Annotated in this window: 9 protein-coding genes and 1 pseudogene; 7 read left to right on the forward strand and 3 right to left on the reverse strand. The window is 39.5% G+C overall.

Features of this window, described 5'->3' with window-relative positions:
* Positions 1 to 9 precede the first annotated feature (9 nt).
* A complete protein-coding gene (locus tag E0H89_RS15540) occupies positions 10 to 894 on the reverse strand; it encodes a GPO family capsid scaffolding protein (protein ID WP_131218319.1) in 885 nt (294 codons plus the stop codon).
* A 138-nt stretch (positions 895 to 1,032) separates the two neighbouring features.
* Between E0H89_RS15540 and E0H89_RS15545 the strand changes: the two genes are divergently transcribed.
* Positions 1,033 to 2,571: a terminase large subunit domain-containing protein gene (locus tag E0H89_RS15545; RefSeq protein ID WP_250697886.1), complete on the forward strand. Its 1,539-nt coding sequence runs from the start codon at positions 1,033 to 1,035 to the stop codon at positions 2,569 to 2,571.
* Positions 2,572 to 2,810: 239 nt separating this feature from the next.
* Positions 2,811 to 3,725, forward strand: a complete 915-nt coding sequence (locus E0H89_RS15550; RefSeq protein WP_250697887.1) for a phage portal protein — start codon at positions 2,811 to 2,813, stop codon at positions 3,723 to 3,725.
* 1,257 nt (positions 3,726 to 4,982) lie between these two features.
* On the opposite strand, the gene E0H89_RS15560 is transcribed toward E0H89_RS15550, so the two are convergent.
* Positions 4,983 to 5,315 (reverse strand): hypothetical protein, encoded by a 333-nt coding sequence (locus E0H89_RS15560; RefSeq protein WP_250697888.1) that lies wholly within the window; start codon positions 5,313 to 5,315, stop codon positions 4,983 to 4,985.
* Between the two features lie 608 nt (positions 5,316 to 5,923).
* Here E0H89_RS15560 and E0H89_RS15565 point away from each other — a divergent pair.
* Positions 5,924 to 7,381, forward strand: coding sequence for an MFS transporter (locus tag E0H89_RS15565; RefSeq protein ID WP_131218321.1), 1,458 nt, complete (start codon positions 5,924 to 5,926; stop codon positions 7,379 to 7,381).
* 136 nt (positions 7,382 to 7,517) lie between these two features.
* On the opposite strand, the gene E0H89_RS15570 is transcribed toward E0H89_RS15565, so the two are convergent.
* Positions 7,518 to 8,762, reverse strand: a complete 1,245-nt coding sequence (locus E0H89_RS15570; RefSeq protein ID WP_250697889.1) for an amidohydrolase — start codon at positions 8,760 to 8,762, stop codon at positions 7,518 to 7,520.
* A gap of 1,072 nt (positions 8,763 to 9,834) precedes the next feature.
* On the opposite strand from E0H89_RS15570, the gene E0H89_RS15575 reads away from it, so the two are divergent.
* The 4 genes and pseudogenes from E0H89_RS15575 to E0H89_RS15590 form a co-directional block, all read left to right on the forward strand.
* The gene (locus E0H89_RS15575) at positions 9,835 to 10,623 is read left to right on the forward strand and encodes a tellurium resistance protein (RefSeq protein ID WP_131218323.1); all 789 of its coding nucleotides are present in this window, start codon (positions 9,835 to 9,837) and stop codon (positions 10,621 to 10,623) included.
* Positions 10,624 to 10,643: 20 nt separating this feature from the next.
* Complete coding sequence (locus E0H89_RS15580) at positions 10,644 to 11,777, forward strand: toxic anion resistance protein (RefSeq protein WP_131218325.1); 1,134 nt, start codon at positions 10,644 to 10,646, stop codon at positions 11,775 to 11,777.
* 42 nt (positions 11,778 to 11,819) lie between these two features.
* Positions 11,820 to 12,740 (forward strand): hypothetical protein, encoded by a 921-nt coding sequence (locus E0H89_RS15585; protein WP_131218327.1) that lies wholly within the window; start codon positions 11,820 to 11,822, stop codon positions 12,738 to 12,740.
* A gap of 229 nt (positions 12,741 to 12,969) precedes the next feature.
* Positions 12,970 to 13,162 (forward strand): annotated as a pseudogene (locus tag E0H89_RS15590) (alkyl hydroperoxide reductase subunit F); the annotation flags it as partial.

Consider the following 13,162-nt stretch of genomic DNA (forward strand, 5'->3'; position numbering starts at 1 on the left):
CAGTTTTAATTAGTATGCAACTTGGTCAGTATCACCACCGCTTGAAGCAGGGGGGGTATTGACAGGCGTTTTTGAAAGCTGGGTGAATTGCTGCTGTAAAGATTGGATAGACTGCAAAATTGGAGCAAGCGCCTGACTTAATTGATCCTGTTCCGGGGTTGCAGGTACTTGCGTATTTTGGGTGACTGGTGCCGTTGTGGTAACTGGAGCAGACGGTTGAGTGGGCAAGGCACTAAATTTATCATTCAGCTCTTTAATCCCGTTTAAAGCAGTTACTAAACCTTGTGTCACTACGGCTTGGAAATCGTCAGGCTGAACTGCCGGTTTTGGTTGGCTCGGTGTAAGCATGCTTTTGAGCTGCTCTAAAAAACCTTTTTGATCATTCGGAACTGAATTGTTCTGTTCAGCCGGTGCTGTCGGAATAGACATAAAAATCTCCGCATTGGGTTGAGTGCGTACTGCAAATTGATTAGCTGAAAATTTGATAGGTTCAGTACCGAGTGAAGCAGGGGTGTCGGTCAAACCAAGACCCACCTGATAGGCAATTCCTGTTCCGGCAAAGTTGCGGTAAAACTCGATTGATGGATAAATTTTCTGACCGTCTTTATTCATTGCCACAAAGTTCGGCAAAGCAGAAATGGTGTTATAAAGTGACCACTTGCCATCTTCTTGCACAGCTTCAACTTTGATGATGTCGCCATAGGCATTGAATGGCGGTTCGGGTGACCATCCTGAAAAATGCTCGAGATTGATTCGTGCCCCATATTTTTCCAGACTGTAACTTGAACCCATTTGCTGAATTTCCTGTCCAGTCAGTTCACGTCCATCAACTGTTTGACCTTCACGTGCAACTCGAAAACGTTTTTCAACACGCCCTTCACCTGCAAGTCCCATACAAATTTCCATCTATGTTTCTGATGTATGCAGTCTGCTTGTAAGGGGATAGGTGTCGCAACGACCAGAATCCTGTTTAACGCTTAATCAGGATTTTTCCATTTTGGGAAAATCTGTGCATAGGGCAACATTGAGGGCATGAATACACCTCAACCTATACAGTTCGACCTTATGAATCCCCGGCAACATGGACGAATCCTGTTTGCGATGGGCATGTCTGTCTCTGAAATTGCCAAACAAATCGAAGAGAATCGCGCCACAGTCGAAAGTTGGAAACAGCGCGATGCCTGGGAAAAAGCGGATTTATTTGATGACGTGACTTTGGGGTTAAAAGTTCGCTATATGGCTTTGACTTTTATGGATGGGAAGAGCAATGCCAACTATAAAGAAATGGATTTTATCGGGGTTCAATTTGAACGTTGGGCACGAATAGAACGCTATCGTGAAGGAGGAACACAAGCGGATCTCAATCCTAAACTTGAAAATCGTAATGATAAACCACGTAAGCAAAAACTGAAAAATCAGCTGACTGAAGAAGATTTACAGAAACTCGAACAAGCCTTTGAGGAATATCTATATTTGTATCAACAGGAGTGGATGAATGCTATATCCTGGTCACGGATTTTCATTTTGCTGAAATCCCGGCAGATCGGTGCCACCTATATTTTTGCATTATGGGCATTGATTGATTTGCTCAAAACAGGCAAGAACAAAATCTTCATGTCTGCTTCCAAGGCGCAGGCCTATCAGTTTATTGAATACATTAAAGCCTTTGTACTTGAAGTTTGTGGGATTGAACTGACCGGAGATCCAATTGTTATTAATGGACCGAATGGACAGGGGACCATTTATTACCTAGGAACAAATGCCCTGACCGCCCAGGGTCGACATGGTGATGTCATCATGGATGAATTTTTTTGGATTCGTAATTTTTTGAAATTCAAAAAAGTGGCCAGTGCGATGGCTTCGCAAAAAATGTACAAGCAAATTTACATGTCTACGCCTTCCAGCATTTTGCATGAAGCCTATGCATTTTGGACAGGCACAGACAGTAAACGTAAATTACCGATTGAAATTGATATCAGTAAAGCTGCTTTAAAATTACCTGTGAAATGTGCCGACCGTAAGACCCGGCAAATTGTCACTTTAGATGATGCTGAAGCCAAAGGCTGTGATCTATTTGATCGTGATGACTTGCTTGCAGAATATGGTGATGATGAGTTTGCCAACCTGTTTGATTGTGATTTTATTGATGACTCAGGCTCATATTTCCCACTCAAAGATATCATTCCCAATATGGTGGATTCATGGGAAGTCTGGAATGATTTTCATCCCAATGAAACACCTCACTATCAAGGTGATGTCTGGTTGGGGTACGACCCATCATTTACCGGTGACAATGCTGCCTTGGCCGTGATTGCACCGCCACGTACCCCATTAGAACCCTATCGGATTTTAGAGGTTAAACAGTTCAAGGGACTGACCGCACAGGAACAGGCGCTTTACATTAAAAAGGTGTGTGGACGTTATCACGTCATGTTTATAGGTATAGACAATACCGGTAATGGTATTGCTGTTGCAGAGCATGTGGCTAAGTTTTTCCCGGCTTTAACGCGTTTGAACTATAACCCTGAATTGAAAATACGTATGGGCTTACGCGCAAAAGAACTGTTTTAAAAAAGACGCTTACATTTTGATGCCGGTCTTACCACGGTAGCAAAGGCCTTTCTTTCAATTAAAAAAGCACTCACCAGTGGGGGTGGCAATAAAACGCTCATTACCACTCGATCTGCTGAAAATGGTCATGGTGATATGGCATGGGCAATCATGAACGGATTAGAGAATGCTCCGATTATTGATACCACTGATGCATCACAACAAGGCGCACAACGTAGCCGAATTCGAGTATTCAAATCATGAACTTAAATAATTTTATTCCTAAACCCCTACAACGGTTTAGTCCATTTGCTGTAGCCTCAACTGAGGCACCGATGGAAGTATCAGCCAAGACTTCAATTATCTGTCGTAACTTTGGACAACCTGAACCGGTACTGGATGGGCATGCTTTGTTTGAATATGGCTATTGTCCGAAATGGCTAGATTGGTATGACTTGCCCTATGACATGTTGGCTACTGCCAAACTGTTCCGAGCAACCAGTCATCACACCAGTGCACTAATTGTGAAACGCAATATTTTAACCAGCGATTTTATTCCTCATCCTTGGTTGAGCCGACATGAATTTAATGCTTTGGCATTAAACCTTCTGACTTTTGCAAATTGCTATGTGCATATTAAAAGAAATCTTTTTGGAGGAATCCTTGGACTCGGATCTCGACCAGCATTAAATATGCGTCGTGGTCTGGATTTGGAAAGTTATTTTCAGTTGGATTATGACCAGACTAAAAACCATAAATTTACACCTCAAGACATGATCCATTTATTTGAATCAGACATTGGGCAAGAGGTGTATGGCGTCCCCAATTATTTAAGCAGCGTAAATGCGATTCTACTGAATGAATCTGCCACCTTATTCCGTCGACGCTATTATAAAAATGGTGCTCATGCAGGTTTTATTCTTCACATGACTGATGCATTACAAACTCAAGGTGATGTAGACGCCTTAGAAGATGCTTTGGAGAATTCCAAAGGGGCAGGCAACTTTAAAAATTTATTACTCTATACACCTAGAGGAAAAGAAAAAGGGGTGAATGTTATTCCTCTGGCTGAGGTGGCTGCTAAAGATGAGTTTTATAATATTAAGATTGCCAGTCGTGATGACCAGTTGGCTGGCCATCGTATTCCACCACAACTGATCGGCGTGGTACCGTAAAATGCAGGGGGCTTTGGTGATGTTGAGAAAGCCGCGAAAGTTTTTTATTACAATGAAATTGTCTACTATCAAAATCTAATGAAACAGATCAATGAACGGCTTGGGGTAGAGGTCATTCAATCTAAAGATTATGAGCTTTTATCTACGACTGAGTAGCTAAAACTTCTCCTACTTTTATAAAAATATTTATGCATAAAAAAACCCCGGTATCCTGCCGGGGTTTTTCGTATTGGTTCGCTTGGTATAACTCCTGTCGTACCTTACTGTCCTTGTGCATATCTATGCTCTTATTATTGTGTGGAACTTCCTGTTCCTGATGAATCCATCATAGGAAATTACCCCAAGATCGTATAGCCGCAAAGGGCGGGAATTGATGTAAGCAAATGCGTACAAGATCGGCCAAAAACTGTCTCCATTATATCCGAAGATATTGGGGGATATTTTTTGCTCTAGGAAGACTAGGAACACTGAAAAAAGCTTCGTCTTGAATATAAAGTAATCGATTTTACTGGCAGAATATATCAAAAAAGTTTAAAAATTCCGACTTGTTTTTAAGCCAGTTTTTTGCTGTTTTTAGGTAGATCGGAATTATTTAACTACATGAAAAAAATATTTTTTATATTTCGTTTCGTATAAGCGCCATTATGTTGAATGGGGTTTTGTTTTTACCATTTTTGGAGCTCTTTTATAAAGTTATAAAATATTTCCATAGGTTATAATAGTGAATAATTTTTTAAGGCTAAATATAATTCATCATCATATGAAATAAGTAAATTATTTAAATTTTTATTTTCTAAGTATTCTGAAATTAAAGTAATTTTTTGAAAAAAAGAATAAATATCCTCTTTTGACTAAATAGAAGTACTGAGACTAAGAACATACTCATTCAATAATTTATGGATTACATTATTTCTCGCATTTATATCAAGATCAGTGATATGTATCTTTTTAAAATATTCAATAGTCTCTTAATGAACAGCCAAAAAATATACTTCTAAAGCTAGTTCATCTGAAGGATTAATTTCTAAAGTATCCAAGGCCCATTTTTGAATGTCTTCTGGGGATTTTAAATATAATTAGACTTTAAATTGAATTTTATTGGTTTTACTCATTTGTATTATATTAAATATTAGTTATTAACTCCCTTAATTAAGTCTTAAGACAGCTAGTCTGTATATAACCAACGGATGAATTTTCCATCTTTATCATAAAGTTTATGAGCTAATGCGTAAGGGCAATTTATCAAGAAGTACCATCCTAGAGAGTTATTTTTTTTTGATCCATTTGATGGATAGCAAAGCTACCAAGCCAAACTTGTTGTAGCTGTTCAATTTGGTCTTGTGGGCTTCCAAGCAGCAACTCTCCATCTCTAGATGGCTCTTTATAGTTTAAATTATAAAATAAAGAAATATCACCACTTTCTAACAGTATTTTCAGAGCTTTGAAGAAGGCTGTATCTTGTTTATATTCGAGCTTAACCTCTGGATCGATTTCTTTAAGAAAGTTACCATACAAATAAAATAAATCATCTAACCCTTCCTTAAACTCATATTCATGAAAGGTTTTAAGGATTAGCTCCAATTGATTCATTAAAACTAATGCTCCAAAATATTTAAAAATTAAGAATTTCTAAAATTAACATAATACACCTTATACAAAATCAAAAATGTAAGCCCAAAATAAAAATGTCGGCTTTAAGAATATGCACTTTTGCGATTATCGAAGCGGTCGGTTTGCTATGTTGGTGTCTATATCTTACAAAGAAATTCAACGTCTTTTAGTCCTGCAAGACCTTCTAGATCATCGTATTATTTAGATCCGTGCTGCTGAAATCCTGAATCTTTTAACCCTGCCTTGGTAATTCTAAATGTGAGTATTAGCTTCAGCTTCTAACATTTGCCTAACTCATTCTGTTTTCCGAACTTCAACAACCAACATTATTGGAATTAGCGAATTAATTGTCCGTTTTCTTGCGGGGGTTAATACAAAACACAACAAAGATTCATTTAGGCTGAAAGTAATATGAGTTATATTTTTTTAATGGCAGTTTAAGTCTTAAACCTTTTGAGCAAAGATATAAGAAAGATTGAAAGGGAATAGATGTGCACAATATGATCTATGCTATTCAGCTAGATAGTAACGACGAGATTATTTCTGGGCACCACAGAGCTATATTAAGAATAACAAAGGAGTTTTTTATGAATTCCACGACAAGCAACATAGCATTTAAAGGTAACGATCGCCTGCTGTTTGGCATCATCATGGGGGTCATAGCCTTTTGGCTATTTGCCCAAACGACTCTCAATATCGCACCCGACATGAGTCGCGACCTTGGTATGACAGCCAATAGTATGAACATCGCAGTGGCAATCACCGCACTGTTTTCCGGCATCTTTATCGTCGTCATGGGTGGGCTAGCTGACCGAATTGGCCGCATGAAGATCGTACGCATTGGTTTCTATCTCAACATCATTGGCTCTCTGCTGGTTGGCCTGACACCGACAGGTGAGCTTGCTGTACCGGTCCTGTTAGTCGGACGTGCGCTGCAGGGTCTTTCGGCAGCGTGTATCATGCCAGCCAGTTTGGCAGTTGTGAAAGCCTATTGGGACGGTGCAGAACGTCAACGCGCCATCAGTATGTGGTCGATTGGGTCATGGGGCGGTTCTGGCTTGTGCGCATTGTTTGGTGGCCTGATGTCGCAAAACTTTGGCTGGCGTTCAATCTTCTTCGTGTCAATTGCAGTTTGCATATTGGGCCTATGGATGATGCGTGGCACACCGGAGAGCAAGGCTGCAACCAGAGGGGATTATAAATTTGATCTACCAGGTGTACTGACCTTCATGGTTGCCATGGTGGCATTGCAGGTCGTCGTCACTCAGGGTAATAATTTTGGCTGGGCCAGTCTATTATCACTCGGACTGATCGCTATAACAGTGGTGGTTGGCGCCCTTTTTCTAAAAATTGAATCCAAATCGCCCAATGCTTTCTTCGACTTCAGCCTGTTTAAAAACGCCACTTATACTGGTGCAACGATCTCCAACTTCTTACTCAATGCGGTAGCTGGTACGCTGATTGTATCGCTGCAGTTGGTACAGTTTGGCGGAAATATGACTGCTCAGGCCGCAGGTATGCTGACCCTAGGGTATGCAATTGCCATCATTGCTTTCATTCGTGTCGGCGAGAAATTATTGAAACTTTATGGTGCGCGTAAGCCGATGATCTGGGGCTGTCTCATTACCGGCTTGTCGATTGTACTGCTGTCACCGGCTAATCTATTCCTGACAGACTATAAAATCCTCGCCATCATCGGCTATTCGTTATTTGGTGTAGGTTTGGCTTTCTATGCCACCCCATCTACCGATGCAGCACTGGCCAATTTGCCTGATGCACAGGCTGGTGCGGGTTCAGGCATCTACAAAATGGCTTCGTCACTGGGTGCCGCCTTTGGCGTAGCGATCTCAGCCGCAATTTTCACTGCATTTAGTGATAATAATGAAAGCATTATGTGGTTGGAAGGAGTGATTACATTTTCCGGGCGGCAGGACAACCTGGCCGTGCGTGAGGCTGCAATCATAGCACTAGGATTTAACGTGCTGATGATCGTGATTGCTATCCTATCGATCATGCTCACGGTTCCGAAAGCTAAGAAAACTTGAAATTTAGATTTTTGGAATGCAGAAGTTTGAGAAGATTGCAGGGGGCATATAATCAAGCTGATTGCCCCCTTTGTTTACGAGATTGTAAGTACTATGAGGCATGATTTAATGTCTCCATTTACCTACGAGACCAGGATTATAACCAGGTTAATGCTGCAGTCAGCATGGCTTCCAAACCTGTTTTCACGGTCGGATCCAGTTCAATTTTAAATAGAGATGAGTGGTTGGCAGGAATTTGTGCCACAGTATTGTTTTGTACGGCTTGTTCCCATTGGCTGGCCTCGGTGGAACCTACAAACCAGAACACATAAGGAACGCCCCATTTACGGCCAAAGTAACTGAAGTCTTCACTGGCGGTGACAGGTGTCGTGACATAAGCACGTTCAGCAAAAAAATCGATAAAACTTTGTTCTAGCTTGGTGGTTGCCTGTAGATCATTTTCAGTGACAGGATAACTGTTTATAAATTTGATCTCAGGCTCATCATTCGCACCCGAAGCATGACTTTCGCAGCTACAAATGCGTTTGACTGAATTCAGCATCTTATCGCGGACAGAATCTTTATAACTGCGCATATTCAATTTCATTACAGCAGTATCTGGAATAATATTTTCTTTAGTTCCTGCTTGAATACTGCCAATGGTTAACACGGCACTATCTTGGGGGGAGATTTCCCGGGAAACAATTGATTGTAAGCGTACTGCGCTATAGGCGGCCATCATGACAGGATCAATCGAATTTTGCGGCATCGAACCATGAGCCCCCCGACCATGAAAGGTAATGTGTAAACTATCACCCGCAGTTAAAATGGCACCTGCCTTATAGCCTACAGTGCCGGCTTTTCCTACCATTACATGCTGCCCCAAAATAATATCGGGCTTAGGAAATTTATCTTGCATGTCTTCAATCATGGCTAATGCACCTTGGGCAACTTCTTCACCTGGTTGAAACACCAGCATCAGTGTTCCACTCCAGGCTTCTTTATGCTGGGATAGGATTTTGGCAACGCCCATGAGCCATGCAACATGTAAATCATGTCCACACATGTGAGAGATATCGGTTCTAACTCCTTCAGCAGTTTCGCCTGTGACTTGACTGGCATAAGGCAGGCCAGTTTTTTCTGGCATCGGCAGTGCATCCATGTCTGCCCGCAGCATTACCGTCGAGCCAGCACCATTGGATAGGAGGGCTACAATACCAGTGATGCCAATTTTTTCATGAATTTCATAACCTAAAGGTCGCAAATACTCCGCGACTTTTTTAGTAGTTCTGAATTCCTGCATGGAAAGTTCCGGGTTTTGATGGAAATCTTTATAAATGTCAGTGAGTTCTGGAATTAGCTCTATAATTGATTTTTCCAGTGCTTTCATTCGCTCGTTCATCGCAGTATCCTTTTTAAATTGGTTTTATTGGGGACAGAAAAAACGGATTGATCATCATTGCTACTGGTTAAAATTTTAAATAACTAAGGTTCGGATCAGCACATTATTTATAGATCATTTTGTGTGATTCTGGTGAATGACTTTAAGCTGTTAATAGGTAATATTTTTCTCAAAATCCAAAGAACACTCTATTTTGATTTTAAGTCAGAAATATTTTTTATGGTCTAATCGCCTTTAGATTCTTCTATGCATGTTCGTAAGTGAGCTTGCCTATGATGTTCTATTTTAAGGTGTTCAGCATTATCCCGCTTACCAAGTTTAACAGCTACTTGTAGCTTATCTTCCAATTCTTTTACTAACTGTAATCTCAACACATTTATAACTTATTTTCACTCTATTTAAATTAGAAAGGGCAGGCGTTTCTTGGCTAAACGCAGTTCCCTCCCGCCTGCGTGCTTTCACTAATAGTCACTATTTTGATATAGGGCTAAAAATAGCTCAAACCAATGCTATCAAAGACTTTGAGGGGGGTAGTCTGTAGAATTGATACAAAGTGATGCGATATGAAGAACCGAGTGATAATTAACTATAAGTACTCGATAATCATGCAGGCAGGATTATCGTTGTGTTAAGGGAATTTAGAAAACCTGATCAGTAAATTGAATCATTCTTTATTTAAGTGTCTGAAATATATTGTTTATAGATTATTATTTTAAATCTGTGAAAGTGATTTTTGCAAAAAATATTTATGAGCATCAAAGTTCAGTGCATAACTTGAGATTCTAGTCAAACTTGTCACTCTGCATTACTCAAGCTTTTAGAAGCTTAAAAATGATCCTGAGAAGGGGGTGCAGGTTATCCAATGCTTCACATATTCATCTTCAACGTAGTGAACGAAATGAGCAAAAGATAGAATTAAGCGATGTAAATTTTATTTTTTAAATCTTGTTCGAACTTTAATTAAATTTCTTATCAAATTTATGATTTATAGCAAACAGCAATTGCAAAACTCTACATGATATTTTTTCTAAAAAGCTTACTATAAAAATGATTTTATTGAGTTTCTAATATTATGTCCCAGATAGATGTGCTCGTTCCTTTGGCTGAAATTGAAGTGAATCGGGCTGAACTTCTCTCCATTCAGCGTAATGATTTAGTGCCTTTGCTGAATGATCAATATCGTCTGAATCATTATGCTGATCAACTTATTCAAGCACAGTCGGTGTTATTGAATGGTGTCGATCCACATCTCACTCAGCAACTCAGTTCAACTATAGAACAGTTGATTCAATCCTTGGCAGATTCAAAAAAATATTTAAAAAAACGTAAGTTTAATGCTTTGCAAAAGTGGCTCGGTATTGACTTGGAATATGGTTCTGGGCAGGTCGAATATTATAAAAACTTGGATCAATTGCTCAGCCGTGCCAATTATTTAAGTCAAAAATTGCAAATCGAGATTCAAAAGTCGCAAGCTCGTTTTCAGCAGTTACTCGGGCATCGTGAACAAATGGCAAAATATATTATGGCTGCGCAAGAATTCTTGGTGGAATATCCTAATTTTGTAAAGAATCAGCATCCGTTAGACAATTTTTCAGAAAGATTATCGAAAAAAATTAATACTCTGCAAACCTTACAAGCCAGTAATGATATTGCAATTACACAAATGCAGTTATCTCAACAGCTCTCGTTTACCTTGCTGGATCGTTTTAAAGAGGCGCAGCAAGTCTTGATTCCTGCATGGCAATATCATGTTAAACAAAGCAACCAAAGCAATTCGACAATTGAATTGGAAAAGCTGGATAATAGCCGAGAGAATCTGATCCAAACTTTAAGAAAATCCCTTCAGAAACCTACACATTAAACAGAATATTCAGGTGAAGCATGACTGATTTTGAACAGAAAGATCTCCCTGCTGAAGTGAACACTGATATGGTTCAGCAAAAATTTCAGCAATTGAATTTACAAGAAATGGGTTTGCAGCATTCAGACTTTAATGAAGTGATGAATGCACATAAAGAATTAGCTGCAATGAACCATACCGCAGTGGCGGAATATGGCAAAAATATTGCAACCAAAACATCAAGCTATACCGATGAACTACTGAATCTGGTGCAGAACAAAGACCTGGACACGACCGGTCAAAAGCTAAACCAGGTAGTACAGGTTGCCCAGCAGTTAAATACCAGTAGCATTCTCAACAAGAAAAAAAGTTCCGGTTTTTTTGGTGGCTTGATCAGTAAAATGAAAGGAGCCAAGCAAAATTTCGATCAGAATTTTAATAGTACCAAAGAGCAAATTGATGTTTTGGTTAAAGAAATTGAAACCTCACAATCGGGGCTTAAAAGTCGTGTTGATACCTTGGATAAGATGTTTCAGGGTGTGCAAGACGAATATAAACAACTGGGCATTTATATTGCTGCCGGAAAATTGAAAGAACAGGAAATTCAGCAACAAATCGGATCTTTAACCACACAACCCCAAGATCAGACCACCGTTCAAAAAGTCTATGACCTGAATCATCTGGCCAATAATCTGGAAAAACGGGTCAGTGATTTACAGGTTTTGCAGCAATCTGCCATGCAAACCTTGCCGATGATTCGGATTATCCAGTCTAATAACTTGATGCTGGTGGATAAGTTCTATGCCATTAAAAACATCACCTTACCAGCATGGAAAAACCAGATCAGTTTGGCCATTTCCTTAAATGAGCAGAAAAACAGTGTACAACTGGCCAATAGTATTGATGATGCCACCAATGATTTGTTGCGCCGTAATGCGGATTTGTTGCATCAAAACTCGGTAGATACTGCCAAAGCCAATCAGCGTTCAGTAATTGACATCGAAACGCTTGAACATGTGCAAAACACCCTCATTAAAACAGTGAATGATGTGATTCAGGTACAGAAAGAAGGTATGCAGAAACGTGCTGAAGCCACGACGCGCTTACGTGCTTTGCAGGAAAATTTGAATCATTTGGTTATAGAATCAAGTACCAGTGGAGTGAATAAATCTTAAGAATACCCTTAAGTTCATTGCTCGCACTTTAGGAGAAACCGTTTGCCTCCCTTAGATGAATATGCTGTGAATCCGCAACAGATTGAATCGGGTGTAGTGGCGTTGAAAAAACGTCAACGCAATTTAATGTTGTTAGGTATTACCAGCAGCACTGTTTTTATTGCTTCAGTGGTAGCTTTATTTCTACAACATGATTTTGTGTATAGCTTTTTTGGAATTAGCACTGAATTAAAGCAATTGCATATGCCCATGAGTGTGGATGCAAATCTTGCTGAACTTGGGCAGCATACTGATTATTTTACTAATCTGTTGTCATGGTTTGGTTGGCTGATTCTGAAGCTGTTTTTTTCTTTTGTCGGGGCATTTTTTGTCATTCATTTTTTGAAAAAAATACGTTTCTTTTATACGCGTTTTCAGTCTTTTATTTTGAAATTTGTGGGATGGTTGGTTGCTTTTATTGTGTTGTGGTCAGGCTTAACCTTTCTGCAATATGATTTAAATGATGGTTCAAATAATGCTTATAGCGAAGCGATTCAATACGATAAAAATATTCAGCAAAGCGAATTGACACAATATTTACAGCAGACGAATCTAGATGATCCCGTAAAGGCTTATTTACTTGCACAAGCCGCGTTGTTGCATAAACCTGTTGATAAAGATGCTGCCATTCCTCAGGTTCTGGCGTTGGTTAAAGCGGAAAAAACAGATCCCCATTTTATTGAATATGGTTTCAAGCCTGAACAACTCTGGACCATGCAGCATCAACTTTATGGAAAAACACTCACCCCGATGGCGCAGAGTGTTTCTAAGCAAGTTAGTCAAGCTGAACAAATGAGCGGTCTGGTGAATATCTTTATTATTGCAATGCTCATTCTATCTGCAATTGTGAGCTTGATTTTATTTTTCTTATCACAGTCTTTAAAAGGGCGCGTATTAAGAGTTGAACAACGCATTAACCCTTAAATCATGTAAGTTAAAAGCCCCGAAAGGGGCTTTTATTGTTTTTATTGACTGTTATTTCATTGCAGTTTTTTAAGTTTTGAAAAGATGCTGAGTTTAGTGAAGATACTATAAATGCTATTTGATTTGATAATCCGATCTTAATAATGAAAACAAACTGTTTTACCTATTTCATCATTTGTTTTAGTATAGCCTTATTAAATAAACATTTACTCCCTTGGAGACGTTAGCCATGTTAGACCAAAATACTTCAGCTCAGTTAAAAACACTTCTTCAACGTCTGGAAAGCCCGATTGAAATTGTGGCTACTTTGAACGGTTCTGACAAGTCAGACAAAATTAAAGAACTGGTCACGGAAGTTGCGGCGCTGTCTGATCAGGTTACCGCCCGTTTTGATGGTACAAACTCACGTGCACCAAGCTTCG

The organism is Acinetobacter sp. ANC 3781 (genome assembly GCF_004331285.1).
Lineage (GTDB): Bacteria > Pseudomonadota > Gammaproteobacteria > Pseudomonadales > Moraxellaceae > Acinetobacter.

What these genes read in the sequence shown, in the direction of transcription:
- E0H89_RS15540 (WP_131218319.1), bottom strand. Translation starts at nt 894, where the DNA reads ATGGGACTTGCAGGTGAAGGGCGTGTTGAAAAACGTTTTCGAGTTGCA.
- E0H89_RS15545 (WP_250697886.1), top strand. Translation starts at nt 1,033, where the DNA reads ATGAATACACCTCAACCTATACAGTTCGACCTTATGAATCCCCGGCAA.
- E0H89_RS15550 (WP_250697887.1), top strand. Translation starts at nt 2,811, where the DNA reads ATGAACTTAAATAATTTTATTCCTAAACCCCTACAACGGTTTAGTCCA.
- E0H89_RS15560 (WP_250697888.1), bottom strand. Translation starts at nt 5,315, where the DNA reads ATGAATCAATTGGAGCTAATCCTTAAAACCTTTCATGAATATGAGTTT.
- E0H89_RS15565 (WP_131218321.1), top strand. Translation starts at nt 5,924, where the DNA reads ATGAATTCCACGACAAGCAACATAGCATTTAAAGGTAACGATCGCCTG.
- E0H89_RS15570 (WP_250697889.1), bottom strand. Translation starts at nt 8,762, where the DNA reads ATGAACGAGCGAATGAAAGCACTGGAAAAATCAATTATAGAGCTAATT.
- E0H89_RS15575 (WP_131218323.1), top strand. Translation starts at nt 9,835, where the DNA reads ATGTCCCAGATAGATGTGCTCGTTCCTTTGGCTGAAATTGAAGTGAAT.
- E0H89_RS15580 (WP_131218325.1), top strand. Translation starts at nt 10,644, where the DNA reads ATGACTGATTTTGAACAGAAAGATCTCCCTGCTGAAGTGAACACTGAT.